At 63.7% G+C, this 25,965-nt stretch carries 26 protein-coding genes; 10 read left to right on the top strand and 16 right to left on the bottom strand.

Annotation, left to right across the window (positions count from 1 at the left end; translation table 11 throughout):
• The first annotated feature begins 40 nt into the window (after positions 1-40).
• The 5 genes from NCS03_RS01280 (at position 41) to NCS03_RS01260 (ending at position 5,599) form a co-directional block, all read left to right on the top strand.
• Positions 41-829 carry an alpha/beta fold hydrolase gene (locus NCS03_RS01280; protein ID WP_250528668.1) on the top strand — a complete coding sequence of 263 codons (789 nt, stop codon included), beginning with the start codon at positions 41-43 and terminating at the stop codon, positions 827-829.
• A gap of 137 nt (positions 830-966) precedes the next feature.
• Positions 967-1,224: a BTH_I0359 family protein gene (locus NCS03_RS01275; protein ID WP_008351849.1), complete on the top strand. Its 258-nt coding sequence runs from the start codon at positions 967-969 to the stop codon at positions 1,222-1,224.
• Between the two features lie 222 nt (positions 1,225-1,446).
• Positions 1,447-2,508: a homocysteine S-methyltransferase family protein gene (locus NCS03_RS01270; RefSeq protein ID WP_250528667.1), complete on the top strand. Its 1,062-nt coding sequence runs from the start codon at positions 1,447-1,449 to the stop codon at positions 2,506-2,508.
• A complete protein-coding gene (metH, locus tag NCS03_RS01265; protein ID WP_275445841.1) occupies positions 2,505-5,246 on the top strand; it encodes a methionine synthase in 2,742 nt (913 codons plus the stop codon). The genes NCS03_RS01270 and metH overlap by 4 nt, the downstream gene beginning before the upstream one ends.
• Positions 5,247-5,392: 146 nt before the next feature.
• Positions 5,393-5,599 (top strand): hypothetical protein, encoded by a 207-nt coding sequence (locus NCS03_RS01260; RefSeq protein WP_008351852.1) that lies wholly within the window; start codon positions 5,393-5,395, stop codon positions 5,597-5,599.
• A gap of 103 nt (positions 5,600-5,702) precedes the next feature.
• Here NCS03_RS01260 and NCS03_RS01255 read toward each other — a convergent pair whose 3' ends face one another.
• Complete coding sequence (locus NCS03_RS01255) at positions 5,703-6,029, bottom strand: DUF1840 domain-containing protein (RefSeq protein WP_008351853.1); 327 nt, start codon at positions 6,027-6,029, stop codon at positions 5,703-5,705.
• A 259-nt stretch (positions 6,030-6,288) separates the two neighbouring features.
• Between NCS03_RS01255 and argS the strand changes: the two genes are divergently transcribed.
• The 4 genes from argS (at position 6,289) to NCS03_RS01235 (ending at position 10,525) form a co-directional block, all read left to right on the top strand.
• Positions 6,289-8,073 (top strand): arginine--tRNA ligase, encoded by a 1,785-nt coding sequence (argS, locus tag NCS03_RS01250; RefSeq protein WP_034470443.1) that lies wholly within the window; start codon positions 6,289-6,291, stop codon positions 8,071-8,073.
• A 129-nt stretch (positions 8,074-8,202) separates the two neighbouring features.
• Entirely contained in the window at positions 8,203-8,964 is a 762-nt protein-coding gene (locus NCS03_RS01245) for an SPOR domain-containing protein (RefSeq protein ID WP_008351857.1), read from the top strand.
• A gap of 124 nt (positions 8,965-9,088) precedes the next feature.
• Entirely contained in the window at positions 9,089-9,736 is a 648-nt protein-coding gene (locus tag NCS03_RS01240) for a thiol:disulfide interchange protein DsbA/DsbL (protein WP_034470441.1), read from the top strand.
• 15 nt (positions 9,737-9,751) lie between these two features.
• A complete protein-coding gene (locus tag NCS03_RS01235) occupies positions 9,752-10,525 on the top strand; it encodes an SDR family oxidoreductase (RefSeq protein ID WP_250528666.1) in 774 nt (257 codons plus the stop codon).
• 63 nt (positions 10,526-10,588) lie between these two features.
• On the opposite strand, the gene NCS03_RS01230 is transcribed toward NCS03_RS01235, so the two are convergent.
• From NCS03_RS01230 to motA, 13 genes are all read right to left on the bottom strand, one after another.
• Positions 10,589-11,908 carry a DUF3443 domain-containing protein gene (locus NCS03_RS01230; protein WP_034470435.1) on the bottom strand — a complete coding sequence of 440 codons (1,320 nt, stop codon included), beginning with the start codon at positions 11,906-11,908 and terminating at the stop codon, positions 10,589-10,591.
• Positions 11,909-11,925: 17 nt separating this feature from the next.
• The gene (locus NCS03_RS01225) at positions 11,926-12,423 is read right to left on the bottom strand and encodes a DUF2844 domain-containing protein (RefSeq protein WP_250528665.1); all 498 of its coding nucleotides are present in this window, start codon (positions 12,421-12,423) and stop codon (positions 11,926-11,928) included.
• A gap of 292 nt (positions 12,424-12,715) precedes the next feature.
• Positions 12,716-13,432: a protein phosphatase CheZ gene (gene cheZ, locus NCS03_RS01220; RefSeq protein WP_008351868.1), complete on the bottom strand. Its 717-nt coding sequence runs from the start codon at positions 13,430-13,432 to the stop codon at positions 12,716-12,718.
• Positions 13,433-13,434: 2 nt separating this feature from the next.
• Positions 13,435-13,830: a chemotaxis response regulator CheY gene (cheY, locus tag NCS03_RS01215; RefSeq protein ID WP_008351870.1), complete on the bottom strand. Its 396-nt coding sequence runs from the start codon at positions 13,828-13,830 to the stop codon at positions 13,435-13,437.
• Positions 13,831-13,879: 49 nt separating this feature from the next.
• Positions 13,880-14,971 (bottom strand): protein-glutamate methylesterase/protein-glutamine glutaminase, encoded by a 1,092-nt coding sequence (locus NCS03_RS01210; RefSeq protein WP_008351872.1) that lies wholly within the window; start codon positions 14,969-14,971, stop codon positions 13,880-13,882.
• Positions 14,968-15,693, bottom strand: a complete 726-nt coding sequence (gene cheD / locus NCS03_RS01205; RefSeq protein WP_033536555.1) for a chemoreceptor glutamine deamidase CheD — start codon at positions 15,691-15,693, stop codon at positions 14,968-14,970. Before cheD ends, NCS03_RS01210 begins: the two co-directional genes overlap by 4 nt.
• Positions 15,690-16,613, bottom strand: a complete 924-nt coding sequence (locus NCS03_RS01200; protein ID WP_033536589.1) for a CheR family methyltransferase — start codon at positions 16,611-16,613, stop codon at positions 15,690-15,692. Before NCS03_RS01200 ends, cheD begins: the two co-directional genes overlap by 4 nt.
• Positions 16,614-16,751: 138 nt before the next feature.
• The gene (locus tag NCS03_RS01195; protein WP_250522853.1) at positions 16,752-18,572 is read right to left on the bottom strand and encodes a methyl-accepting chemotaxis protein; all 1,821 of its coding nucleotides are present in this window, start codon (positions 18,570-18,572) and stop codon (positions 16,752-16,754) included.
• Positions 18,573-18,600: 28 nt separating this feature from the next.
• Positions 18,601-19,119: a chemotaxis protein CheW gene (cheW, locus tag NCS03_RS01190; RefSeq protein ID WP_250528664.1), complete on the bottom strand. Its 519-nt coding sequence runs from the start codon at positions 19,117-19,119 to the stop codon at positions 18,601-18,603.
• A 17-nt stretch (positions 19,120-19,136) separates the two neighbouring features.
• Positions 19,137-21,437 (bottom strand): chemotaxis protein CheA, encoded by a 2,301-nt coding sequence (gene cheA, locus NCS03_RS01185; RefSeq protein ID WP_008351881.1) that lies wholly within the window; start codon positions 21,435-21,437, stop codon positions 19,137-19,139.
• Positions 21,438-21,488: 51 nt separating this feature from the next.
• Positions 21,489-21,866 (bottom strand): response regulator, encoded by a 378-nt coding sequence (locus NCS03_RS01180; protein WP_008351883.1) that lies wholly within the window; start codon positions 21,864-21,866, stop codon positions 21,489-21,491.
• A gap of 67 nt (positions 21,867-21,933) precedes the next feature.
• Positions 21,934-22,932, bottom strand: coding sequence for a flagellar motor protein MotB (motB, locus tag NCS03_RS01175; RefSeq protein WP_250433526.1), 999 nt, complete (start codon positions 22,930-22,932; stop codon positions 21,934-21,936).
• 25 nt (positions 22,933-22,957) lie between these two features.
• The gene (motA, locus tag NCS03_RS01170; protein WP_008351887.1) at positions 22,958-23,818 is read right to left on the bottom strand and encodes a flagellar motor stator protein MotA; all 861 of its coding nucleotides are present in this window, start codon (positions 23,816-23,818) and stop codon (positions 22,958-22,960) included.
• A gap of 297 nt (positions 23,819-24,115) precedes the next feature.
• Here motA and NCS03_RS01165 point away from each other — a divergent pair, with 297 nt between their 5' ends.
• Positions 24,116-24,526, top strand: a complete 411-nt coding sequence (locus NCS03_RS01165) for a YfiM family lipoprotein (RefSeq protein WP_008351888.1) — start codon at positions 24,116-24,118, stop codon at positions 24,524-24,526.
• A 19-nt stretch (positions 24,527-24,545) separates the two neighbouring features.
• Here NCS03_RS01165 and flhC read toward each other — a convergent pair whose 3' ends face one another.
• Both flhC and flhD read right to left on the bottom strand, forming a co-directional pair.
• Positions 24,546-25,100 (bottom strand): flagellar transcriptional regulator FlhC, encoded by a 555-nt coding sequence (gene flhC / locus NCS03_RS01160; RefSeq protein WP_008351890.1) that lies wholly within the window; start codon positions 25,098-25,100, stop codon positions 24,546-24,548.
• Between the two features lie 18 nt (positions 25,101-25,118).
• A complete protein-coding gene (gene flhD / locus NCS03_RS01155; RefSeq protein ID WP_008351892.1) occupies positions 25,119-25,442 on the bottom strand; it encodes a flagellar transcriptional regulator FlhD in 324 nt (107 codons plus the stop codon).
• Positions 25,443-25,965 lie beyond the last annotated feature (523 nt).

Below are 25,965 nucleotides of genomic sequence, written 5' to 3'. Positions count from 1 at the left end.
CCGTCATGTCAGGCACGAGCGCATTCTTTACGGAGCCGATATGCAGTTGACGATCAATCGCATCGATACACGCTATGTTCTCGACAACGAAGGCGGCGGTCCCTGGCTCGTCTTCATCCATCAGCTCGCCGGCGATCTTTCGATCTGGGATCAGATGGCCGGCTACTTCCGCGACGACTTCACCGTGTTGCGCTACGACCTGCGCGGACACGGCGAAACGACCGTGTCGCCGGATTCGTTCACGATCGACGATCTCGCCGACGATCTCGCGCAACTGCTCGACAAACTCGGCGCGCCTTCGGCACATGTGGTCGGGCTGTCGATAGGCGGCATGGTCGCGCAGAAATTCGCGATCAACCATGCCGACAAAATGGATTCGCTGACGGTCGTGGGCGCGCCCGCCTTTATTCCCGAGGACGCGCGTCCGACATTCGCGCAACGTGCAGCATCCGTGCGCGAACACGGGACAGCGAGTATCGTGGAAGCCACGCTCGAACGCTGGCTCACGCCGGAGTTCCGCAAGGCGCACCCTGAAGTGACCGAGCCGATCGCGGACACGATCGCGCGCACGCCCGTCGAGGGTTTCGCGCGCGCGGCGGAGGCGATCAGCCGTTTCGATGCGCGAGACAAACTGGCTTCCGTGAAGCAGCGCACGCTCGTCGTCGCGGGTGAAAAGGATGTTGGCACGCCGCATGCTGCTTCAAAGGTTGTCGCAGACACGGTGCCGGGCGCACGCTTCGAATTACTTAACGCCGCGCACCTTACACCGGTGGAGGAATCGCAGCGCTTCTCCGCTTTATTGGGGAACTTCTTGCGCGGTTCGAGCTGATTCTTCCTGTTTTTGTTGCAAAAGAAAGCCTCGATACAACCGGCATCACGTCGAGGCCACCCCTTGAATTCCAACCCAATCGCTCCAACTACGATTCAGGATTGCCACGGAGCAAACAAGGAATAAGGAGTGTCGCCATGCAAATGATCTACAACAGCCCCAACTATTGCGTCGTCGAATTTCCGCCGCAAGACAACCACCTCGCCATGAAGGCGGGCGGCTACGAGATCGTCGACAAGAACACGCAGCGGGAGATCTTCATCGACGGCGCGCTCGCGGCGAAGTTTCGCGAGCACGTGCAACAGTTGATCGCTGAAGAGCCGTCGCTCGAGGATGTCGATGAATTCCTCGGCCAGTTCGATATCTTGATGAATCAACCCGTCGTGCTTCACTGATGCATGCACGCGCGCGTGCGGCGCCATGCCGCTCGCGCCCGCCGCCGCCCGGACCAGCGGCACAGGCGACACTCGCCACTTCCCAAAGACCCCGCCCGCGCCAGGCGGGGTTCTTTTTTTGCCCGCCCGGAATCGCGCACGCGCCCGCCCATCGGGAGCGACCGTTGCGCGCTGCGGCTACAATGTCAGGCTATTTCACATTTGGTGCAGGCCTCGTCCGTCATGACCCAGAACGCCATTCCGAAAGCCCCCGCGCGCGCCTATACGCGCGGCGCCGCGCTGCCCGCGCTGCTGCAAAAGCGCATCCTGATTCTCGACGGCGCGATGGGCACGATGATCCAGCGCTACAAGCTCGACGAAGCCGCGTATCGCGGCGAGCGCTTCAAGGACTACGGCCGCGACATCAAGGGCAATAACGAACTGCTGTCGATCACGCAGCCGCAGGTGATCCGCGAGATTCACGAGCAGTATCTGGCTGCGGGCGCGGACATCCTCGAAACGAACACGTTCGGCGCGACGCGTGTCGCGCAGGCCGATTACGGCATGGAAGACCTCGCCGCCGAGATGAACATCGAGTCGGCGAAGCTTGCGCGCGAAGCCTGCGACAAATACTCGACGCCCGGCAAGCCGCGTTTCGTCGCGGGCGCGATCGGACCGACGCCGAAGACCGCGAGCATTTCGCCCGACGTGAACGATCCGGGCGCGCGCAACGTGACCTTCGACGAACTGCGCGACGCGTACTACGAGCAGGCGAAGGCGCTGCTCGATGCGGGCTGCGATCTGTTCCTCGTCGAAACGATCTTCGACACGCTCAATGCAAAGGCCGCGCTGTTCGCGCTCGATCAACTGTTCGAGGACACCGGCGAACTCGTGCCGATCATGATCTCCGGCACCGTCACCGATGCATCGGGCCGCATTCTCTCCGGGCAAACGGTCGAGGCGTTCTGGAACTCGCTGCGTCACGCGAAGCCGCTCACGTTCGGCCTGAACTGCGCGCTCGGCGCGGCGCTGATGCGTCCGTACATCGCCGAGCTGGCGAAGCTGTGCGATACCTACGTGTCCTGCTACCCGAACGCGGGCCTGCCGAATCCGATGAGCGACACCGGCTTCGACGAGACGCCGGACGTAACGTCCGGATTGCTGAAGGAATTCGCGTCCGCCGGGCTCGTCAACGTCGCGGGCGGCTGCTGCGGCACGACGCCGGAGCACATCGCGGAAATCGCGAAGGCGCTCGCCGAAGTGAAGCCGCGCGCTTTCCCCTCGCAATACCGCGACGCCGCCTGAATCAGAGAAGAGAACAAGACATGACCGATCACACGATGCGTCTTTCCGGCCTCGAGCCGTTCAACGTCACCGACGGCTCGCTTTTCATCAACGTCGGCGAGCGCACGAACGTGACCGGCTCGAAGGCGTTCGCGCGCATGATCCTGAACGGCCAGTTCGACGAAGCGCTCGCCGTCGCGCGCCAGCAGGTCGAGAACGGCGCGCAGGTCATCGACATCAACATGGACGAAGCGATGCTCGATTCGAAAGCCGCGATGGTGCGCTTTCTGAATCTGATCGCGTCGGAGCCGGATATCGCGCGCGTGCCGATCATGATCGACTCGTCGAAGTGGGACGTGATCGAAGCGGGCCTGAAATGCGTGCAAGGCAAGGCCATCGTCAATTCGATCTCGCTGAAGGAAGGCAAGGAGCAGTTCGTTCATCACGCGAAGCTGATTCGCCGCTACGGCGCGGCATCGGTGGTGATGGCCTTCGACGAGCAAGGCCAGGCCGACACGTTTCAGCGCAAGACGGAAATCTGCAAACGCTCTTACGACATTCTCGTGAACGAAGTCGGCTTCGAGCCCGAAGACATCATCTTCGATCCGAACATCTTCGCAATCGCGACGGGCATCGAAGAGCACAACAACTACGCGGTCGATTTCATCGAAGCGACACGCTGGATCAAGCAGAACCTGCCGCACGCGAAAGTGAGCGGCGGCGTGTCGAACGTGTCGTTCTCGTTTCGCGGCAACGATCCGGTGCGCGAGGCGATTCATACCGTGTTTCTGTATCACGCGATTCAGGCTGGCATGGACATGGGCATCGTCAACGCGGGCCAGCTCGGCGTGTATGCCGATCTCGACGCCGAGTTGCGCGAGCGCGTGGAAGACGTCGTGCTGAATCGTCGTGAGGACGGCACCGACCGTCTGCTCGAAATCGCGGACAAGTTCAAGACCGGCGCCGCGAAGAAGGAAGAAAACCTCGAATGGCGCAATCAGCCGGTCGAGGCGCGTCTGTCGCATGCGCTCGTGCACGGCATCACGAACTTCATCGTCGAAGATACGGAAGAAGTGCGGCAGAAGATCGACAAGGCCGGCGGTCGTCCGATCAACGTGATCGAAGGCCCGCTGATGGACGGCATGAACATCGTCGGCGACCTGTTCGGCGCGGGCAAGATGTTCCTGCCGCAAGTCGTGAAGTCGGCGCGCGTGATGAAGCAGGCGGTCGCGCATCTGATCCCGTTCATCGAAGAAGAGAAGAAGCGTCTCGCCGATGCCGGCGCGGACGTGCGGCCGAAGGGCAAGATCGTCATCGCGACCGTGAAGGGCGATGTGCACGACATCGGCAAGAACATCGTGTCGGTCGTGCTCCAGTGCAACAACTTCGAAGTGGTCAACATGGGCGTGATGGTGCCCTGCGCGACCATCCTGCAGAAGGCGAAGGAAGAAGGCGCGGACATCATCGGGCTGTCGGGACTGATCACGCCGAGCCTCGAAGAGATGGCTTATGTCGCGTCCGAAATGCAGCGCGACGAATACTTCCGCGGCAAGCAGACGCCGCTGCTCATCGGCGGCGCGACGACTTCGCGCGTGCATACCGCCGTGAAGATCGCGCCGCATTACGAAGGGCCGGTCGTGTACGTGCCGGATGCGTCGCGTTCGGTGTCGGTGGCGTCGAGCCTGTTGTCGGACGAAGGCGCGGCGAAGTATCTCGACGAACTCAAGAGCGACTACGAGCGCATCCGCACGCAGCACGCGAACCGCAAAGCGCAGCCGATGGTCACGTACGACGAAGCGCGCGCCAACAAGACGAAGATCGACTGGAGCGCCTACGCGCCGAAGAAGCCGAGCTTCATCGGGCGGCGCGTGTTCAAGAACTACGACCTCGCGGAACTGGCGAATTACATCGACTGGGGTCCGTTCTTTCAGACGTGGGATCTCGCCGGTCCCTATCCCGCGATTCTCAATGACGAGATCGTCGGCGAGTCGGCGCGGCGCGTGTTCTCCGACGGCAAGTCGATGCTCTCGCGCCTCATTCAGGGCCGCTGGCTGACGGCGAACGGCGTCATCACGCTTTTGCCCGCCAACACCGTGAACGACGACGACATCGAGATCTACACGGACGAATCGCGCTCGCAAGTGGCGATGACGTGGCGCAATCTGCGTCAACAAAGCGTGCGTCCGGTCGTCGATGGCGTGATGCGCCCGAACCGCTCGCTCGCCGATTTCATCGCGCCGAAGGATTCGGGCGTGAAGGACTACATCGGCATGTTCGCGGTGACGGCGGGCATCGGCGTCGATAAAAAGGAACAACAGTTCGAAGCCGATCACGACGACTACAGCGCGATCATGCTGAAGGCGCTCGCCGACCGTTTCGCGGAAGCCTTCGCCGAAGCGCTTCATGCGCGCGTGCGCCGCGAATTGTGGGGCTACGCCGCGAACGAGACGCTCGACAACGATGCGCTGATCGCGGAGAAGTATGTCGGCATTCGTCCGGCGCCGGGTTATCCGGCGTGCCCGGATCACCTCGTCAAGCGCGACATGTTCGAAGTGCTTCAAGCGAACGAGATCGGCATGAGCGTGACCGAATCGCTCGCGATGCTGCCGGCCGCGAGCGTCTCGGGCTTCTATATCGCGCATCCGGACAGCACGTACTTTTCGGTGGGCAAGATCGGCGACGATCAGCTCGCGAGCTACGCCGAACGCATGGCGATCTCGACCTCCGACGCCGAACGCGCGCTCGCGCCGTTGCGCTAAGGCATCGTGAAAACGACATATCGCGCAAGTGATAGCCGGAATATGCACGGAACGGGCGGGAAATTTTTGAATTCCGTAGACTTGTCAGCGCGATAAGCCGTCGACATGACGGCCAACGCATTCTTTTCGTCAACGGAGAAAGTCGCATGAAGAAGATGACGTCCGCCGTAACCGTAGCGATCACCGCGGCTTTGCTCGCCGCGTCGAGTACCGCCGCTTTCGCGCAGGCGAGCAGCACCGAGGCTTCGTCGTACTCGCCGCCGCAAACCGAGCACAAGAAGAAACCGAAGAAGCCGAAGAAGCAACATCCGCCCGCGAAACCCGCCGGGCCGGAAGGCGGCCAGTCGCAGTAACACGCCGCAGCGCGACTGAAGCCGTCAGACGTTTCGTCGGAAGAAAAAAACCCGCATCGGAAACGATGCGGGTTTTTCTTTGTGTCGCTGCGAATCGCGCGCCTCAGACGCCCCAGAGAATGTCCTTGTCGTGCTTTTGCGCGAGGCGAAGCATGTCGAGGAAAGGAAACGCGCGCTGCGCGAGCCCAATGGGAAGCTCGTGCGGCTCATGTCCTTCTTCGCCTTCATGAAAACGGCCGTCGTGCTCGGCGCGCTCTCTCTTGTCGGTGACGACCGCCGCTTCGAGCTTCTGAATGGCGGCGGGAATTTCATCGTGCGTGATGACGCCCCGCGCCGTGAGCTGCTTGCCGATGATGCCGAGCAAGTACTCCGCGAGGTTCTCGAGCATGATGACATCCGGTGCGGCCGGGGATTTGAATGTGATCAGCATGGCATGGTCCTTTTGTTTATGTTGGGTCATAGGCGGTTTGCAAACGAAACGCGCAGACGAGCCGGTCTCCCTGACAACATGACGACACCCTGATTCGACATATTAGCACCTGCTAAAATCCCCACTTTATGTGGTGGCCGGTTCCGTTCGCCTGCCAACACCACATGCGGGGCCAACGCGTCGCGAAGACGTCCTTCCGAGCCGGCATGCACGCCGGAACGCGCCCCGTCAGCCCTCGCTCCACTGGATCACATTCAGCATGCTGCCCGCACATAAACACACTCTCGAAACGCTCATCACCGACGCGGTCAAGCAGGTCGCGCAAGCCACGCAAGGCGCCAGCGAAGCGGCCTTCGTCACGCCCACGATCGTCCTCGAACGACCGAAGGTCGCGGCGCACGGCGACGTGGCGTCGAATGTCGCGATGCAGCTCGCCAAGCCGCTGCGCGCGAATCCGCGTCAGCTCGCGCAGCAGATCGTCGATGCGGTGCTCGGCCTGCCGGCCGCGAAGGGTCTCGTCGAGAGCGCCGAAGTGGCGGGTCCGGGCTTCATCAATCTGCGTCTTTCGGCGACGGCCAAGCAAGACGTGATCCCGGCCGTGCTCGGCGAAGCCGCCGCGTTCGGCCGTTCGACGCGCGACGCCGGCAGGCACGTGCTCGTCGAATTCGTATCGGCGAACCCGACGGGCCCGCTGCATGTCGGCCACGGCCGTCAGGCGGCGCTCGGCGATGCGCTCTCGAACCTGCTCGAAACGCAGGGCTACGACGTGCATCGCGAGTTCTACTACAACGACGCGGGCGTGCAGATCGGCAATCTCGCCACGTCCACGCAACTGCGCGCGCGCGGCCTCAAGCCGGGCGACGAGCAGTGGCCGGAAGCGGCGTACAACGGCGAGTACATCGCCGATATCGCGCGCGACTACATGGCGGGCGAAACCGTCGCGGCGAAGGACGGCGAACCGGTGAAGGGCAAAGGCGACGTCGAGGACCTCGAAGCCATCCGCCATTTCGCGGTCGCGTATCTGCGTCACGAGCAGGACATGGATCTCACCGCGTTCGGCGTGAAGTTCGACCAGTTCTATCTGGAGTCGTCGCTGTACAAGGAAGGCCGTGTCGAGAAGACGGTCGCGGCGCTCGTCGATGCCGGCAAGACGTACGAGCAGGACGGCGCGCTGTGGCTGCGCACCACCGACGACGGCGACGACAAGGACCGCGTCATGAAGAAGTCCGACGGCACGTACACGTACTTCGTGCCGGACGTGGCGTATCACGTGACCAAGTGGGAACGCGGCTACACGAAGGTCATCAACATCCAGGGCTCGGACCATCACGGCACGATCGCGCGCGTGCGCGCCGGCTTGCAGGGACTCGGCATCGGCATTCCGAAGGGCTATCCCGACTACGTGCTGCACAAGATGGTCACCGTCATGCGCGACGGCCAGGAAGTGAAAATCTCCAAACGCGCGGGCAGCTACGTGACGGTGCGCGATCTGATCGAATGGTCGGGCGGACTCACGCCGGGCCACGAAACCGCGCCCGATCAGATCGACGAGGACACCATCCGCCGCGGCCGCGATGCCGTGCGCTTCTTCCTCATTTCGCGCAAGGCCGACACCGAATTCGTGTTCGACATCGACCTCGCGCTCAAGCAGAACGACGAGAATCCGGTCTATTACGTGCAATACGCGCACGCGCGCATTTGCACGATCCTGAACGACTGGAAGGAGAAGTTCGGCGGCGACATTTCGAAGGCAGCGCAGGCCGATCTCTCGCCGCTGTCGAGCGACCGCGCAATGGCGCTGCTCAACAAGCTCGCCGAATTCCCCGAAATGCTCGCGCACGCCGCCGACGAACTCGCGCCGCACGCCGTCGCGTTCTATCTGCGCGATCTCGCTGGCGAATTTCACTCGTTCTACAATGCGGAGCGCGTGCTCGTGGACGACGAAAAGGAACGCACCGCGCGCATCGCGCTGCTCGCGGCGACGCGTCAGGTTCTCGAAAACGGTCTCGCGACCATCGGCGTTTCCGCTCCTCAAAAGATGTGACCCTTCTGCCGCGCACGCACGAATTCAGAATTTTCGGCGTGCGCAAGCAGATGCCTGGCGCGGGCTTGTCTTGAGCCGCCGCTATAATCGTCGCCCAACCAGAAGACTTTCTCGCAGGTGATTCATACGATGGCAAAACCACGCCGCACATCGAAGCAGTCGAAGCAAACGGGGGGAACGTTCATCGGTATCGTGCTGGGCCTGATCGTCGGCCTCGCGATTGCCGTAATCGTCGCGCTGTACATCACGCGTGCGCCGACGCCATTCGTGGCGAAGGTCGCGCCGCCGCCGTCCGAGGCCAACTCCGCGCCTGCCGCCGCGCAACCGTACGATCCGAATCGTCCGCTGCAAGGCAAGACGCCGGGCCAGGCGGTGCCGCAAGCCGCGCAGCCCACGCCGCCCAACACCGCGCCGGGCCAGACCAACAATCAGACGCAGTCGTCGGGCATGCTCGACGAGCCGCAGATCGTCGAAGTACCGCCGTCGGGCGCAACGGCATCGGCGCCGAAGACCGCGAGCACAGCGCCCGCGAAGAAGCCCGAAGCCGCACCGGGCGCGCCCGCCGCGACGAGCAACGCGAACGCCACGCCGCCGAAGGGCGGCTCGGCGCCCACGACGGCGAAGACCACGCCGCCCGCGCCCGGCGAGCCGAACACGGGCTACTTCCTGCAAGTCGGCGCGTACAAGACGCAGGCGGATGCCGAACAGCAGCGCGCGCGTCTCGGCTTCCAGGGCTTCGAATCGAAGGTCACGCAGCGCGATGCAGGCGGCGTCACGTACTATCGCGTGCGGATCGGGCCGTTCGCGAAGTTCGAGGACATGAACACCGCGCGCCAGCGTCTGTCCGATGCGGGCGTCGATACCGCCGTCATCCGTTTCTCGAAGCAATAACGAAGCAATAACGCAGCAAACGAAGTCGAAGCGCCGCGACGCTTAAGCGTGGCTTAAGCGTCGTATGTCCCACTTATGGGCCTGCTTTTGTTCCGTCGCGTTTCCATTGCGTATCTCTTCAATCATGAAAAAAATCTTTAGCGCGTTGGCTCTCTCCCTCGGCATCGCAGCCGCATCCCTGAGCGTCGCGAATTCCGCGATGGCCGCGCCCACCGCCGGCAAGGATTACACCGTGCTGCAGGCGGCTCAGCCGATCGCCGCGCCTGCGGGCAAGGTCGAGGTCATCGAGTTCTTCTGGTACGGCTGCCCGCATTGCAACGAGTTCGAGCCGTACATCGAGGCATGGGCGAAGAAGCAAGGTCCGGACGTCGTGTTCAAGCGCGTGCCGGTGGCATTCCGCGACGACTTCATTCCGCACTCGAAGATGTATCACGCGCTCGACGCGCTCGGCGTCGCGGAAAAGGTCACGCCGGCCGTGTTCAACGAAATCCACGTGAAGAAGAACTATCTGCTGACGCCGCAGGCGCAGGCGGACTTCCTCAAGACGCAGGGCGTCGATCCGAAGAAGTACATGGACGCGTATAACTCGTTCTCGACGCAAAGCGCCGTGCAGCGCGACGCCAAGCTCCTGCAGGACTACAAGATCGACGGCGTGCCGACGGTCGTCGTGCAGGGCAAGTACGAAACCGGCCCGGCGATGACCAACAGCCTGCCGGGGACGACGCAGGTCATGGACTTCCTCGTCCAGCAAGTCCGCGACAAGAAGCTGTAAGCACCGACGCTCCGCATGACCGCAGTTCGTTTGAAGGTCTTTATCACCGGGGCGTCGAGCGGCATCGGCCTTGCAATGGCCGAAGAGTATGTGAAGCGCGGGGCCATCCTCGGCCTCGTCGCCCGCCGCGCCGATTCCCTCGCCGCATTCGCGGCCCGTCATCCGCAAAGCTCCATCTCGATCTATCCCGCCGATGTGCGCGACCCCGACGCGCTCGCCGATGCCGCGCGCCGCTTCATCGCGGAGCACGGCACGGCGGATGTCGTCATCGCGAACGCGGGCATGAGCCGGGGCGCGCTGACGGGCCACGGCGATCTCGACACCTTCCGTGCCGTGATGGACGTGAACTATTTCGGCATGGTCGCGACGTTCGAGCCGTTCGTCGCGTCGATGACGGCCGCGCGGCGCGGCACGCTCGTCGGCATCGCAAGCGTCGCGGGCGTGCGCGGGCTGCCCGGCGGCGGCGCGTACAGCGCGTCGAAATCGGCGGTGGCGAAATATCTGGAATCGTTGCGCGTGGAGATGCGCCCGCTCGGCGTGGCCGTCGTCACGATCGCGCCGGGCTACGTGCGCTCGGAGATGACCGCGCACAATCCGTATCGCATGCCGTTCCTGATGGACGCCGACCGCTTCGCCGCGAAAGCCGCCGACGCGATCGAACGCAAGGTGGGTTACGCGACGTTTCCATGGCAGATGCGCGTCGCGGGCATGCTGATGCACGTCCTGCCGCGCTGGCTCTACGACGCGCTCGCCGAACGCGCGCCACGCAAACCACGCGCGGACGAATGACGCAAAAAAAAACCGGCTGCGCGCAAACGCAGCCGGTTTTTTATCGGGCGAACGTCCGAACGGTCAGAACGCCACGTAGGCCGAGCTGTTCGGCAACTGGTATCCGACGTAGACATGCCGGCCGAAGAAGAACGGCAAGCCGAAGTCGAAGAAGTTCGACATGCCCAACTGACCGCCGAGACTGTTGAAGGCGAACTTGTTCTTGCCTTGCGTCAGCGTGCTCGCGTTGGCGAGCAGGAACGGCACGGTGGCGCTGTTGCCTTCGCTGCCTTTGATCGTGGTCGACAGCGACTGCGTCGCGCTCGGGCAATAGAACGCCGACGATCCGTTGCACAGCGGAAAACTATCCTGGAAGAAGTTGCCGTTCGACCCGGTGTCGAAGAACGTCTTGTACGTCTTGCCCTTGTACGTGCCGGTCAGATCGCCATAGGGATCGGTGCCGTACTTCGTCACGTTGCTGATCCCGTTGTTGCTCTGCGTGCCGATGCCGAATATCAGCACGCCGGTCGCGGTGGCCGCGCCGTTATCGGCAACGGGCGGCAATTGCACGATCACGCCGTTGTTGTTGACCGCGAACTTGGTGACCGGATTCGTCACTTGCTGCGCCAGCGGCACCGCGACACCCGAGCAATTCGCGCCGTTGGTGCACGAGAAGTACATCGCGTTGAGCGCCGTGCTCGCGCAGCCGTCGCCGCAGTCGTAGGCCTGCGGGCCGATGCCGAGAATGCCGTTCGCGCCGATGTCGGCGGTCGAATTTTCGTCGCTGCCGGACGGACAGCCGTTGTCGCCGGTCGGCGCCGCGGATGCACTCAGATCGCCGATGATCTGAATCGGCACGCCCGACGCCACTTCCGTGCCCATCTTCACGTCGGCCGTGCGGACGGTGCCCCACGTGTAGCCGTCGGCGAAACCGGCGCATTCGGCGAGCTGCCCGCCGTTCGACGCGCGCGAGGTCGGCAGGCTGCCGAGCACGTTCTGCGCCGCCGATCCGAGAATGCGCAGGCCGAAGGACGCCGTGTCGACCTGAATGTTGTCGATCGTCTGACACACCGACGAGCCCGGCGCGCACACCGTCACCGATACGTTCGGAATGTTGACGAAGCCCGCGGCGCCGGAGTTGACGTTGATCGCCACCGCGTTCGTGCCGTTGGGCGCGATCGGCTGCGCGTTCGCGGTGCTGGTGGTCGAGCCGCCGCCGCTGGAACCGCCCGAGCCGCCGGAGCCGCCCGACGAACCGCCGCCGCTGCTGGAACTGGAGTCGTCGCCGCCGCCACCGCCGCAGGCCGCGAGCATGACGGAAAGGCAGAGCACGCCGAGCCAGCGGGCAAGGCCGCCGCGCCGGGACGAAGAGAGAGCGGGATGGCCGAGTGTCGTTCTATGCATACTGAGTCTCCCGTCGCTTACTGGATGTCGCTGGCGGACACGCCGGCAGGCAACGATTGCGGCAAATACGCGCTGCCCGCGAACGAGCCCATGTGACCGCCCGAATCCACGACGAGTCCGGAATCCTGCACGCTGACCGGCCCGCGGCCGCCGCGCGCGGCGCGTTGCGCCTTCAGGCCCTGCTGATACTGCGGGAAATTGCTGCCGAGCAGGCTGGCGAGATCCGGCATGCGGGGACCGTGCCACGCGATGCCGAACACGACGCCTTCCGTCGACAAATATTCGTTGATGACCGTTCCGCTCGCGAGCGTGGTCGTGCGAACGGTGTAGTTCGACGCCGATGTCGTCGATGCGCTCGATGCGCCGCTTGCGACGGCCGCACGCGCGACCGCGGCCGTGGATGATTCCGCCGTGGCGCCTTGCGGCGCTGCCATCGGCTGGCCGCCGAGCACGGCGTAGGCGGGCGCTGCCGCGCTCACGCCGAGCGCGCCGGCAACGATTGCCAACGCGCTCATGAGATGCCCATGACGGGATTGCTTCGGTGCCTTCACTGGGCCTCCTATCGGTTATCCGCCGGCCCCGCCACTTGATTCAGAGACCGGTGCTTGACGATTGAGTGACAGATGCGCCACCGCCTTTCGCCCCAAAACCGTGCGGGCGCGAACATCGTCAGTATGCCAGCCAGGTGGAACCGTCCTAACGTTCGCAAGCGCACGAAATAAAAAACGCGAAGCGCAATGGTATGCGCTTCGCGTCATCTCGCAACTTCGATGCCGGCCTAAGTTACGAAGGCTTACAAAATCACCCTCAAAATCCCAGGCTGGCGAGCAGATCGTCCACTTGTGACTGATCCTGCACGACGTCGCTGCGTCCTTCAGGATTGATTTGCGGACCGTTCAGCAGGCTTTCCGGACTGCCGGTCGACACTGCCGACATCAGCGCCGCCGCCGATGCAGCGAACTGCTCGCGGCGTTCCGGCGCGATGTTCTCGAGCAAAACGCCCAGCAATTGCTGCTCGATCAGATACACGACGTCCGTAATCTTTTTGATGACCTGGCCGGTCAGATCCTGGAAATCCTGCGCGAGCATGATTTCGAGCAATTGGGCATTGGTCGCCTGCGTGCGCTCCGGCACGCTCTGCAGGAACGAGCGCGTCTGCGCGAGCAGTTCCCCCGCCTCGCCCTGCGCGAGCGGCGCGCCGTACCACTTCGCCCAGCGCGCGTCGAGCGCCTGCGCTTCGGTTTGCAGCGATTCCTGCATCGGCTTGGCAAGCTCGATCGCGTTGAGCGCGCGCTCGGCGGCCTGCTCGGTCATCGTCGCGACATATTTCAGGCGGTCGCGCGCGTCGGGCACGGCTTGCGCGGCGGCTTCGACCTGCTTGTCGAGGCCGAGCTCGCGCATCGAATCGCGCAGCGTGCGCGTCAGTTGGCCGATGCGCGCGAGAATGCGGTCGCTCGACGGATCGCCTTCGCTTTCGGCAACCGCGGCGACCGCGGCTGCGAGTTCAGTGGTCAGATCGTTCAAGATCAGCTCCCCGCTTTGGCCATCTTCTCGAGAATCTTGGTGAGCTTCTCGTCGAGCGTGGCGGCCGTGAAAGGCTTCACCACGTAACCGTTCGCGCCCGCTTGCGCCGCCGCGATGATGTTTTCCTTCTTCGACTCGGCCGTCACCATCAGCACCGGCAGATGCGAGAGCGTCGCGTCCGCGCGGATCTGCTGAAGCATCGACAGGCCGTCGAGGTTCGGCATGTTCCAGTCGGTGATCACGAAGTCGAAGCCGCCGCCGCGCAGACGCGCGAGGCCCGCCGCGCCGTCTTCGGCTTCGTCGACGTTGCCGTAGCCCAGCTCCTTGAGCAGGTTACGCACGATACGGCGCATCGTCGGAAAATCGTCGACGACGAGGATCTTCATGTTCTTGTCCATCATGACTCCAGTGTGTTCTCAATGCGGCGGCGCCGCTTAAATCCAAAGTTCAGACGCGCTGTACGCGTTCGCCCATCGAGGCAAGCCGCGCCATCACGCGCCGGCTCATTTCAGAGAGCGGCGCGATTTCGCTCGCACCGCCCATTGCAATCGCTTCGCGCGGCATGCCGAACACCACGCAACTCGCTTCGTCCTGCGCGAGCGTGTAAGCGCCCGCCTGCTGCATGTCCAGAAGACCGGCGGCGCCGTCGCGGCCCATGCCGGTCAGGATCACGCCGATCGCGTTCTTGCCCGCGTGCTGCGCCGCCGAACGGAACAGCACGTCGACCGAAGGCCGATGCCGGTTCACGGGCGGCGCATCCGACAGATGCGCGACATAGTTCGCACCGCTCCTCGCGAGCACCAGATGCGCGTGGCCGGGCGCGATGTACGCGTGGCCCGGCAACACGCGCTCGCCGTGCTCGGCTTCCTTCACGGTGATGCGGCACAGCCCGTTCAGGCGCTGCGCGAACGACTTCGTGAAGCCCGGCGGCATGTGCTGCGCGATGAGCACCGCGGGCGCATCGGGCGGCAGCGGCACGAGCACTTCGCGGATCGCTTCCGTTCCGCCCGTCGAAGCGCCGACGATCACGAGCTTTTCCGTCGACACGAGCGGATTGTTGAAATGCGGCGCGGGCTTGTGCGTCGCCGCGTTCGCCGGCGCGCTCGCCGCGTGCGTCGTCTGCTTCACGCGTGCCCGCGATGCGGCGCGCACCTTGTCGGCGAGCTTTTCCGCGTAATCGAGCATGCCGTCGCGGATGCCGACTTTCGGCTTCGTGACGAAATCGACCGCGCCGAGTTCCAGCGCGCGCAGCGTGATTTCGTTGCCGCGCTCGGTCAGCGACGACACCATCACGACCGGCATCGGTCGCAGGCGCATCAGCTTCTCCAGGAAGTCGAGGCCGTCCATGCGCGGCATTTCGACGTCGAGCGTGAGCACGTCCGGGTTATGCAGCTTGATGAGCTCGCGCGCGACGAGCGGATCGGGCGCGGTCGCGCAGACGTGCATGTCGGGCTGCGCGTTGATGATCTCGGTCATCAGGCTGCGCACGAGCGCCGAATCGTCGACGCACAGCACTTTGATCTTTGGCGCTGTGTTCATGCTTCCTCCACGGTCTTGAGACGCGACGTGAACAACTCGACGCGCGGGCGCTTCGCCGCCGATGCATTCGTCGTGAACGACTCCGCACGCGGTTTCGCGTTCGACTGAAACAGCTCGACGCGCGCACGCGCTTTCGCGAGCCGCTCCGCGCGCTCTTCCGGCGTGCGCTGCACGAGCGCCTGCTCGCGCTCGACGACCACCGGGTCATGCGCCGTCTTCAGCTTCTTGACCATCACCTGACCCGAGCGCGGCATGAACGCGACCTTGCGCGGATGCGCGCCCTGCAAGTCCTCGGCGACGATGCGAATCTTTTCCAGCGCGAGATAACGCCGCACGAACTCCGAATTGCGATCGCCGATGTTGATGGTCGTCATGCCCGCGAGCACCGCGCCGCCGCCGAACACCTTCGCTTCGAAGCGCTCGCGCCGTCCGCCGCGCTTGATGAGCTCGTTGATGAGCACTTCCATCGCGTACGCGCCGTAGCGCATCGAATCCGACGATGCGTGCGACGCGTCGGAACCGTCATCGGGCAGCATGAAGTGATTCATGCCGCCGATGCCCGCCGTGCGATCGTGGATGCACGCCGCCACGCACGAACCCAGCACCGTGACGAGCACCATGTCTTCGCTCGTCATGTAGAACTCGTTCGGCAGGAGCTTCACGCCCTGCTTCTTGAAGTGATTGTCGAAATAGAGATTCGACGCCATTGGCAGACCGCTCATGCCGGCTCTCCCGCGAGCGCGCGCTTCGATCCGCTCGCAACCTTCGTATCGCGCGTGAGTTCGTACACGGTCTGGCCGCGCAGCCTGAACGCCTGCGACACATACGTGAAGTTTTCCGAATGCCCCGCGAAGAGCAGCGCGCCCGGCTTCATCAGCGGCTCGAAGCGCGTGAGCACCTGGCCCTGCGTCGGCTTGTCGAAGTAGATCATCACGTTGCGGCAGAAGATCGCGTCGAACGGGCCTTTCACGTCGTAGCGCGCTTCGGTCAGATTCACGCGGCCGAAGTTCACCATCGCGCGCAACTCGGGGCGCACTTTGACGAGACCCGCGTGCGCGCCCGTGCCCTTCAGGAAGAAGCGCTTGAGACGCTCGACGGGCAATGCCTTCACCTGATCGAGCGAATACACGCCCGCTTCGGCTTTCGCGAGCACTTGACTGTCGATGTCGCTCGCGAACACCGTGCACTGGCGCGCGGCGTGTTCGCCCAACGCTTCGACGAGCGTCATCGCGATGGAATACGGCTCCTCGCCGGTCGACGCCGCCGAGCACCACACCGAGAACGGCTGCTGCCGGCGCTTCACGAAGTCCGCGAGAATCGGAAAGTGATGCGACTCGCGGAAAAACGCCGTCAGGTTCGTGGTCAGCGCGTTGACGAACGCTTCCCATTCGGCGTTGTCGTCGTTGGTTTCGAGACGGTCGAGATACTGCTTGAACGTATCGATGCCGCAGGCGCGCAGCCGGCGCGCGAGGCGGCTGTACGCCATGTCGCGTTTGTGGTCCGACAGCGAGATGCCTGCGCGGCGATGAATCAGCTCGCGAATGCGGGCGAAATCCGCCGATGTGAATTCGAAATCGCGCTCGACTTCCGTGCCGCGCACATTGGCGGGCAAGTCGACGCGCGCGTTGCGCGTTGCCATCATGATGTTTCGTGCTTCCTTGACGTCGTCCCCGACGTCCGATGTGGCGTGTTCGTCGCGCTCGACCATGCGGACTCGCGCTTTTCCTGCGTGTCGATCGTGCTGCGCGATGCCTGCATGGCCGTTTTCGTTCCGGTCCGGTTAAAAGGTTTCCCAGTCGCCGTCGTCGGCGGTCGTCGCTTTCGCACGCGGTGCCGCAGCGAGCTTGGCAACGCTCGCCGGCTTGATCGCCGGCTTGACCGTTTCCTTGACTGCTTCCTTATTAACGGCCGCTTCCGGCGCAACTTTTGGCGTCTCGACAGCTTTCGCTTTCGCTGCAACCGAAGACGTCGACGGTTCGACGCGCGCCGCCGGCGCAAGACGCGCCACGGCCGTCGATGCGCTCGTGCGCGCCGGCGCTGCCGCCGCGCCTTGCACGCGCCATTGCGCGACCACGTCCTTCAGCTGACGCGTCTGCTCTTCGAGCGATGCCGCAGCGGCGGCCGCCTGCTCGACGAGCGCGGCGTTCTGTTGCGTCACGCTGTCCATCTGCGTGACGGCGCGATTGACCTGCTCGATGCCATCGGACTGTTCCTCCGACGCCGCGCTGATCTCGCCCATGATGTCGGTCACGCGGCGCACCGCCTGCACGATCTCGCTCATCGTCTGACCGGCGCGCGCGACGAGTTCCGTGCCGCTGTCGACCTTCGCGGCCGAATCGCCGATGAGCGCCTTGATTTCCTTCGCCGCCGCCGCGCTGCGTTGCGCGAGCGAGCGCACTTCGCCCGCCACGACCGCGAATCCCCGCCCTTCCTCGCCCGCGCGCGCCGCTTCCACGGCCGCGTTCAACGCGAGAATGTTGGTCTGGAACGCGATGCCTTCGATCACGCCGATGATGTCCACGACCTTGTTCGAGCTCGATGCAATGGCGTGCATCGTTTCGACGACCTGCTCGACGACTTCACCGCCGCGCGAAGCGATATCCGACGCGTTCACCGCGAGCTGGCTCGCCTGGCGCGCGTTGTCGGCGTTCTGCTTCACCGTGCTCGTGAGCTCTTCCATGCTCGACGCCGTTTCCTGCAGCGACGCCGCCTGCTCTTCCGTGCGCTGCGACAGATCCGTGTTGCCGCTCGCGATTTCATGCGCGCCGACATCGATCGATTCCGCGCCGCGATGCACCGCGCCGACCATCGTCGTCAGATTGCCGCGCATGCGCTCGATACCCGCGAACAGGCGGCCGATTTCGTTGCCGCTTTCGCTCTGCGCGGACTGCGTGAGATCGCCGCGCGAGATGCGGTCGAAGTGATCGACGGCCTCGTTGATCGGCTTCACGATCAGGCTGGAGAGCGCCATGCGCGTGCCGATCAGCATCAGCACCGCGAGCACGAGCACCGCGCCGATCGTCATGTTGAGCGCCGCGATATTCGACGACGTGCTGGCGCGCGAGCTTTCCGCGTGCGCCTGATGCGACGCGACCGCAGCCGTCACGGCCTGATCGAACGCGACGAACATCGGGCTGATCTTCGTGTCCGCGATCGCGTGATACGCGGCCAGGTCGTTCGCCCGGATCGCGGTGAATTCCGGCTCCACGCCGGTCTTCACGAGCGTCTCGTGCTGGGCGACGAGCGCATCGAGCGTGTCCTTCGGGAGCATCGGCTTCGGCGTATCGAGATAGAGCTTCCAGTTCTCGTTGCTCTTGTCGAGCAGATACTGGCCGCGATCGATCGCCTTCTTCGCTTCTTCCGTATTGCCCGCTTCGGCGAGCGAACGCACGCGGTCGAGCGTCACGCGCGAGCGCAGCAGATACGACGACGTTTCCGACAGCGCGCGCATCGCGACCATGTCTTCCTGCGCGAGCGACGCGAGCGACGCATTGGCCGAGTTCAGTCCGACGAGCGCGAGTGCGCCGATGAGCGCCGCGCAACCGACGAACAACAAGCCGACGAGCGTGAGCGTCGTGCGGATCGACAACTTCTTCAGCATGGCTTCTTCCTGCTTCCTGAATACGTTTTTATGCGCCGACGGAGTCGATCAACTCCATCTCGCGGCTCGTCATGAGCTTCTCGATGTCCATCAGGATCAGCATGCGGCCGTCGACCGTGCCGAGGCCCGTCAGATATTCGGTCGTGAGCGTGCCGCCGAATTCCGGCGCGGGCATCACCTGTTCCTGCGTGAGCGTGAGCACGTCCGACACGCCGTCGACGACCATGCCGACCACGCGATGCGCGACGTTCAGGATGATGACGACCGTCTGGTTGTCGTACTCGACGCGGCCCAGATTGAACTTGATGCGCATGTCGACGATCGGCACGATGATGCCGCGCAGATTGATCACGCCCTTGATGAACCCGGGCGCATTCGCGATGCGTGTAACGTTGTCGTAGCCGCGGATCTCCTGCACTTTCAGGATGTCGATGCCGTATTCCTCGGCGCCGAGCGTGAACACGAGGAATTCCTGTCCGGCTGCTTCCGTGTTTTGCGTGTCACGACGCGAAGGCGCAGCGGTTTGAATCGATTGAACGTCTGCCATGAAAGACTCCTTCGGTATTAGTGAGCGTGCGCGCCGTGCTGTGCGCGCGATTCGCGGTTGAGCGCGGCCACGTCGACGATCAGCGCGACGCTTCCGTCGCCCAGGATGGTCGCGGCGGAAATGCCGTGCACCTTGCGGTAATTCGTTTCGAGGTTCTTGACGACGACTTGCTGCTGGCCGACGAGCTCGTCGATCAGCATCGCGAAGCGGCGTCCTTCCGTCTGCATGATCGTGACGATGCCCTGCGTCGGCTCCGTGCGCGCGCCTTCGACATCGAACACGCGATGCAGCGCGACGAGCGGCAGATATTCGCCGCGCACGCGCACGACGCGCTCGCCGTTCGCGACCGTGTAGATGTCCTCGGCGACCGGTTGCAGCGACTCCATCACGAAGTTGAGCGGCAGAATGAAGATCTCGTTGCCGACCTTCACCGACATGCCGTCGAGAATCGCGAGCGTGAGCGGCAGCACGATCTTCGTCGTCGTGCCCGCGCCCTGGCGCGACATGATTTCGACGTGGCCGCCCATCGACTGGATGTTGCGCTTCACCACGTCCATGCCGACGCCGCGGCCGGAAATGTCCGTCACTTGTTCGGCGGTCGAGAAGCCCGGCATGAAGATGAGTTGCCAGACTTCTTCGTCGCTCATCGATTCGGAAACCTGCATGCCCTGCTTCTGCGCCTTCGCGAGAATCTTGTCGCGGCGCAGGCCCGCGCCGTCGTCGCTCACTTCGATCACGATGTTGCCGCCGTGATGCGCCGCCGAGAGCACGAGCTGGCCGGTCGTCGACTTGCCCGCCGCGCGGCGCGCTTCCACGGTCTCGATGCCGTGATCGAGCGAGTTGCGCACGAGGTGCGTGAGCGGATCGATGATGCGCTCGATCAGGCTCTTGTCGAGTTCGGTCGCCTGACCGAACGTGACGAGTTCCACTTCCTTGCCGAGCTTGCCGGCGATGTCGCGCACGAGGCGCGGGAAGCGGCTGAAAACGTAATCCATCGGCATCATGCGGATGGACATGACGGCCTCTTGCAGATCGCGCGCGTTGCGCTCGAGCTGCGCCATGCCGTTGAACAGGCGGTCGTGCAACGCGGGATCGAACGTGCTCGTGGTTTCCGCGAGCATCGCCTGCGTGATGACGAGTTCGCCCACCAGGTTGATGAGCTGATCGACCTTCTCCACGCCGACGCGAATCGAGCTGCCTTCCGCCGATGCCGCAGCCTGGGGGCGCGCTTTCTTGTCGGCGTCGCTTGCTGCGGACTTTGCCGGCTGAGCGGCGGACGGGTCTTTCGAGCCCGCCGCCGTCGCCGCTTCTTCCTTCACTGCTTCCTTGCCAGCGGCGGATGCGGGCGCCGCGTGCGCCTGCGATTGCTTCGGCTCTTCGTGTATCGTGGGTTGCGCAATCTGCGTGGCCGTCGCTTCCAGGCGCGCCGGCTGGGCTTCTGCGGATTGCGCCGCTGCATCGCCGCGGCCGATCGTGATCTGCTTTTCATCGATCACGAAGCAGCACACAGCGACGATATCGTCGGCGGGGACGTCCGAGTCGAGCCATACCACGTACTCGGCGTCCGCTTTCTTTTCTCCGACGATGCTTCCCAGGTTCCCCAGCTCCTCGATCAGAGTCGCCAGGTCCTTCTCGCCCACCCCCCGTAGCGTAATTTTCAGGTGGGGTCCAACTTCCGCGTGCGGCGCGCCGGTGTGTCCCGGCGTCGCGGCAGCGGTTCCTGCATTCGTTCCATCGGCGAGCTCGAACGCGCCGTCCCAGTTGCCGTCGTCCTCGATCGCGTCCATCGCCTGTGAAAGCACGTGAGCGGGCGGCGCATTCGGGCCGTCGTAGGCCGGCGCGGCGTTCGCGCTCGCGGCGGACGCGACGTTCGCGTCGGCGCCCGGCAGCGCGGGCGGCTCGATCCGGCCGGACGGTGCGCCTTCGGCCTGTTCGTTCTTCAGACGCTCGAGCTTCGCGCAGATCGCGGCGGCCGCGGCCGCATCCGGCTCCGCGCTCGCGCGATACGCGGCGAGCTGATCCGACAGCACGTCCTTCGTCGCGAGGAACGTGTCGATCATGTCGCGGCGCAGGACGAGTTCGTTGTTGCGCGCGCGGTCCAGCAGCGATTCGAGGATGTGCGTCGTTTCGGTGAGCGCGGTGAAACCGAACGTCGCCGCGCCGCCCTTGATCGAGTGCGCCGCGCGGAAGATCGCCGCGAGGTCTTCCGGATCGGGATTCGCGATGTCCAGAACGAGCAGCAGTTGCTCCATCTGCGCGAGCAGTTCGTCTGCTTCGTCGAAGAAGGTCTGGTAGAACTGGGTAATGTCGAGTGTCATGCTTGAGTCACCATCGGCGCGTGCGTGCGCGAGTTGTCTTGTGCGTTCGCTTTAGTGCTGCGTTTCTTCGGAGAGCGCGGCGACCAGTTCCGTCAGCAGGTCCGGATCGAGCGGCTTCTCGATCCAGCCTGTCGCGCCCGCCGAGCGCGCCGCGTCCTTGAACGGCTCGCCGCCTTCGGTCGTCAGCACGAGAATCGGCGTCGCCTTGTATGCGGGATTTCCGCGCAGCGCCACGATCAGATCGAGCCCGCTTCTGCCCGGCATGTGCTGATCGGTCAGAACCAGATCGAAGCGCTCCGCGAGCGCCCACTCCAGCCCCTCGTCGCCGTCCGACGCAACGGTCACTTGGTAACCCGCCGCCGCCAGCGTCGCCGAGAGGATTTGCCGCATGGCGGCTGAATCGTCGATTGCCAGAATGTGTTTGATCATGTTTGTCTCTTGCCGGGATGACGGTCGAAACGTGTCGACACTTGAGCGTCTTTTTCGAGGTTTTTGCTCACTTCGCCACGGGTCTCACCGCGACGCCGGGAATGAGCTGGCCGAGCGCCGACGACGGATTGCCGTTCGCGTCCGTGCCGTTGTCGAGCGTCGCGCCGCGTGAGCCGTCGTCGCGCAGCATCGACAGCTCCGTCTTGCGATTGAGCACGATCACGCTGATGCGCCGGTTCTCCGGATCGAGCGGATCTTTCTTGTTCAGGTTTTGCGTCGATGCGAGTCCGAGCACGCGCATCACCTTTCCTTCGTCCATGCCGCCCGCGACCAGCTCGCGCCGCGACGCGTTCGCGCGGTCCGCGGACAGCTCCCAGTTGCTGTAGCCCTTGTCGCCGCCCGCGTACTTCACGGCGTCTGTGTGTCCCTGCACGACGATGTGATTCGGCACGTCGTTGAGCGAGCGGCCGATCTCGCGCAGGATGTCGCGCATGTACGGCTGCACGGCGTCGCTGGAGAGCGCGAACATCGGGCGCTTCTGGGTATCGACGATTTCGATGCGCAAGCCCTGTTGCGTCGATTCGATGCGGATCTGCTGCTTGAACTGGCGCAGCGTCGGATTGGCCTCGATCGCGGCCATGAGCTTCACCTGAAGATCGTGCAGGCGCACCTGCTCGCGCCGTTCGAGCTCGCCCTGCGCGGACTTGAGCAGTTCTTCGTCGGTGTCGGACGAGGCGCGCTGCGCGAGCTGCGTGGCGCCATCGGTCTTGCGCGCGGCGCCTGCGTCGGTGCTGGAAATGTCGCGGCCGCCGCCCATGATGATGCTGTTGTCCATGCCGACGGTCTTGCCGCCGACCATCGCGGCCTTGAGCGGCATCTGAAAATATTCGGCGATGCCGCGCCGCTGCACCGGCGACGTCGACGAAAGCAGCCACATCAGCAGGAAGAACGCCATCATCGCGGTCATGAAGTCCGCGTAGGCGAGTTTCCACGCGCCGCCGTGATGGCCTTTCTTGCCCGCGACGACGCGCTTGATGAATATCGGGCGATCGGTATCGTTGCTCATCGCTGTGTCTCGACTATGGCGGAAGTCACTTCGACTTGACCTTGCGCACGTGTTCTTCCAGCTCGGAGAACGACGGGCGCTCCGTCGAGAACAGCACCTTGCGGCCGAATTCCACCGCGATCGCGGGGGCGTAGCCATTCAGGCTCGCGAGGATCGTCACCTTGATGCACTGGAACATCTTGGTCTGCTCCGCGACGCGCTGTTCCGCGACGTTCGCGAGCGGTCCGATGAAGCCGTACGAAAGCAGAATGCCGAGGAAGGTGCCGACGAGTGCCTGCGCGATCATCTCGCCGAGAATCGCGGGCGGCTGATCGGCGGAGGCCATCGTGTGCACGACGCCCATCACCGCCGCGACGATGCCGAACGCGGGCATCGCGTCGCCGACCTTGGTGAGCGCGTGCGCCGGCGCTTCGCCTTCGACGTGATGCGTCTCGATTTCCTCGTCCATGAGGCTTTCGATCTCGAACGCGTTCATGTTGCCGCTCACCATGAGGCGCAGGTAATCCGTGAGGAATTCGACGATGTGATGGTCCGCGAGAATCTTCGGGTACTGGCTGAACACCGGGCTCTTCGCCGGATCTTCGATATCCGCTTCGAGCGCGAGCGTGCCTTCCTTGCGCGCTTTCGCGAGCAGCACGTAGAGCAGGCCCATCAGCTCCATGTACATGCTCTTGTCGTACTTCGCGCCCTTGAAGAGCGTCGGCAGCACCTGAATCGTCGCCTTGATGGTCTTGACGTTGTTGCCGAGGATGAACGCGCCGACGCCCGCGCCCGCGATCATCAGAATTTCGACCGGCTGCATGAGCGCGCCAAGGTGGCCGCCTTCGATGGCATAGCCGCCGAAGACGGACAGCAATGTCACGAGCGATCCAATGAAAATCAGCACAGTCGAGTCCTCACGTTTGATGCGGTAAGACCGCCGTTAAGTGGTTTACGGCACTCGACCGGAAAACTTTGGGGCACGGTCAAACCGCCGTACGTTCCGTGCGGTTTGCCGCGCGGCCTTCTCGCTGTTTCGCAAAATCTGCGTCTCAATCGCTGAAATCTCGAACTTTTCCTAACGGCGAAACAAAATTTTCCCGTTCGACACGAAACATCACATTTCCTGCCGATAATACGAACGCGCGTTCAGTTTTGTTGGAGACGCGAAGTCGTGAAATCGGAGAGAACGATGACAAGAGCAATGAAACAGGCCAGCGCGCTCGCGCTGACAGTGACCGCGAGTTCATTCGCGCATGCGGGTTTCGACTGCAGCGGTTCGCGCGGCGGCTGGCGTATGCAGACATCGGATAGCTGGACCGGCTCCGACAAACTTGCCCACGTGGCCGCGTCCGCGCCGTTCGGCGCGCTCGGCGCCTATTTGACGCGCGGCTCGGACCATCCGGTCGTCTACGGCACGTTGATCGGCACTGCGCCGGGCTTGGTGAAGGAAATCGTCGACGGAACCTGCCGCACGGACGGCTTCTCCTACAAGGATCTGGCCGCCGACGCGCTCGGTGCGTGGATCGGCGCATCGGTGACGCATTGGGCGATCATGTATCAGCGCACGCCGCACGGGATGACCGTCGGGCTTTCGTACCACGATCGCTTTTAGACGGACGCGGGCGCGCGGATCAGGCGGCGATCCGCCCCGCTTCGCGGTCCGCGCCCGCCTTGCGCGTCTTGCCCGCGCGCGATGGCGGCTGGCAGAGGCCGCACACGTAACCGGCGCGCAGTTCGTACGCATGTGCGACGAAACGTCCGCGGCAGCGCGTGCAGACGTTGGTCTGGAGCATGCCGGATTCGAAGTAGCGCACGAGCGTCCACGCGCGCGTGAGCGACAGCACGGGTTCGTCGCCGTACAGCGCCGCGTGTTCGAGATAGAGGCGGTAGCTTTTCACGATCGCGTGAATCGTCGGCTGGCTCTTGTCGTTGGCCGCCATGAAGCGATAAATGCCGTGAAACAGCGACGAATGGATGTTCGGCTGCCACGTCATGAACCAGTCCGTCGAGAACGGCAGCATGCCCTTGGGCGGCGACACGCCTTTCAGTTCCTTATAGAGCTTGATGAGACGGTCGCGCGACAGGCTCGTTTCCGCTTCGAGCAGTTGCAGGCGCGCGCCGAGCTCGATCAGCTCGATCGCCAAAGTGATTTCGCGGACCTCCGCGACCACGCTTTTCGTCGCCATCGGGCTTCGCGCGCGGCGTCAGCCGATCTGCTCGACGGGACTGTCCGCCAGCACAATCGCCGCGTGGGCGTGCGCGAGCGCCGCGCTGCGGTCCTTGTCGGCGAGCGACGAAAGGATCGCGTGGTCATCGAAACGAAAGCGGCACAGCAAATGGCTCGACGACGCCACTTTCACTGCCTGCGCGAGCGTCAGCGAAGCCAGAACTTGCGCAACCTGCTCCGAAAGGCCCAGGCGATACATCGCCGAGATGCGGTCTTCCTGAAGAAGCCGCTGAGCGAGGAGCAAGTACGACAGGTTCACCTCGCGGATTTCCGCGAGCGTACTCGTAGTGCTGGTCGTCATCTTTTTCCCCGAATCGAAACGTGGCTGGTCAGGCCCGGCGGGAACGTTTGCTCGAATTCGCAAAGAAACGCGAATGCGGCCCCGCGCGTGTTGTCTGTTGTCGATTCGATTGTCGCCGATGCCCGCGGCCGCGCCTGTCGGACAAAGCATCCGACGCTGCGACGGAGTTTCGCGAAGAATCGTGTAGGAAAATTTCTTACAAGCCGGCCGCTTCGATGCCGCTCGGCAGACATGCGTTATCGGCACGTATTCGTCTGACTTAATAGCCGCGCCCCGTTTTTTTAAGACGGGCGCGCGCTGTCGCGCCTTTCAGGCCGCAGGACCGTGAATTGCTGATTCATGCCGCCCGGCGCGTCCGACGCTTCAAATCCGCCCTCATCGCCGCCATCGATGCAATTTCTGACTTCGTAACAGCACATGTATCGCGCTGTAACAACGATAAGCGATTGAAAAATGAAGTGAAATGCCGGTCTCGATCCCGATAATGATCGGTAAGGGATAACCCGGTCGCGATGTTTTTTCA

It is taken from the genome of Caballeronia sp. ATUFL_F1_KS4A (assembly GCF_023630905.1).
GTDB lineage: Bacteria > Pseudomonadota > Gammaproteobacteria > Burkholderiales > Burkholderiaceae > Caballeronia > Caballeronia zhejiangensis.
The sequence above is the reverse complement of the archived record's forward strand: the minus strand, read 5'-3'. Positions and strand labels throughout refer to the sequence as shown.

Excerpts from the sequence above, each read along its gene's own strand:
- cheD (WP_033536555.1), bottom strand. The coding sequence starts at position 15,693 with ATGAGCGGTCTGCCAATGGCGTCGAATCTCTATTTCGACAATCACTTC.
- NCS03_RS01230 (WP_034470435.1), bottom strand. The coding sequence starts at position 11,908 with ATGCATAGAACGACACTCGGCCATCCCGCTCTCTCTTCGTCCCGGCGC.
- cheW (WP_250528664.1), bottom strand. The coding sequence starts at position 19,119 with ATGGCAGACGTTCAATCGATTCAAACCGCTGCGCCTTCGCGTCGTGAC.
- cheA (WP_008351881.1), bottom strand. The coding sequence starts at position 21,437 with ATGACACTCGACATTACCCAGTTCTACCAGACCTTCTTCGACGAAGCA.
- NCS03_RS01165 (WP_008351888.1), top strand. The coding sequence starts at position 24,116 with ATGAAACAGGCCAGCGCGCTCGCGCTGACAGTGACCGCGAGTTCATTC.
- NCS03_RS01270 (WP_250528667.1), top strand. The coding sequence starts at position 1,447 with ATGACCCAGAACGCCATTCCGAAAGCCCCCGCGCGCGCCTATACGCGC.
- NCS03_RS01260 (WP_008351852.1), top strand. The coding sequence starts at position 5,393 with ATGAAGAAGATGACGTCCGCCGTAACCGTAGCGATCACCGCGGCTTTG.
- NCS03_RS01245 (WP_008351857.1), top strand. The coding sequence starts at position 8,203 with ATGGCAAAACCACGCCGCACATCGAAGCAGTCGAAGCAAACGGGGGGA.
- NCS03_RS01210 (WP_008351872.1), bottom strand. The coding sequence starts at position 14,971 with ATGAACACAGCGCCAAAGATCAAAGTGCTGTGCGTCGACGATTCGGCG.
- NCS03_RS01280 (WP_250528668.1), top strand. The coding sequence starts at position 41 with ATGCAGTTGACGATCAATCGCATCGATACACGCTATGTTCTCGACAAC.
- NCS03_RS01225 (WP_250528665.1), bottom strand. The coding sequence starts at position 12,423 with ATGAGCGCGTTGGCAATCGTTGCCGGCGCGCTCGGCGTGAGCGCGGCA.
- argS (WP_034470443.1), top strand. The coding sequence starts at position 6,289 with ATGCTGCCCGCACATAAACACACTCTCGAAACGCTCATCACCGACGCG.
- NCS03_RS01235 (WP_250528666.1), top strand. The coding sequence starts at position 9,752 with ATGACCGCAGTTCGTTTGAAGGTCTTTATCACCGGGGCGTCGAGCGGC.
- NCS03_RS01240 (WP_034470441.1), top strand. The coding sequence starts at position 9,089 with ATGAAAAAAATCTTTAGCGCGTTGGCTCTCTCCCTCGGCATCGCAGCC.
- NCS03_RS01255 (WP_008351853.1), bottom strand. The coding sequence starts at position 6,029 with ATGCTGATCACATTCAAATCCCCGGCCGCACCGGATGTCATCATGCTC.
- flhD (WP_008351892.1), bottom strand. The coding sequence starts at position 25,442 with ATGACGACCAGCACTACGAGTACGCTCGCGGAAATCCGCGAGGTGAAC.
- cheY (WP_008351870.1), bottom strand. The coding sequence starts at position 13,830 with ATGGACAAGAACATGAAGATCCTCGTCGTCGACGATTTTCCGACGATG.
- NCS03_RS01275 (WP_008351849.1), top strand. The coding sequence starts at position 967 with ATGCAAATGATCTACAACAGCCCCAACTATTGCGTCGTCGAATTTCCG.
- flhC (WP_008351890.1), bottom strand. The coding sequence starts at position 25,100 with ATGGCGACGAAAAGCGTGGTCGCGGAGGTCCGCGAAATCACTTTGGCG.
- motB (WP_250433526.1), bottom strand. The coding sequence starts at position 22,932 with ATGAGCAACGATACCGATCGCCCGATATTCATCAAGCGCGTCGTCGCG.
- NCS03_RS01180 (WP_008351883.1), bottom strand. The coding sequence starts at position 21,866 with ATGATCAAACACATTCTGGCAATCGACGATTCAGCCGCCATGCGGCAA.
- NCS03_RS01200 (WP_033536589.1), bottom strand. The coding sequence starts at position 16,613 with ATGATGGCAACGCGCAACGCGCGCGTCGACTTGCCCGCCAATGTGCGC.
- NCS03_RS01195 (WP_250522853.1), bottom strand. The coding sequence starts at position 18,572 with ATGCTGAAGAAGTTGTCGATCCGCACGACGCTCACGCTCGTCGGCTTG.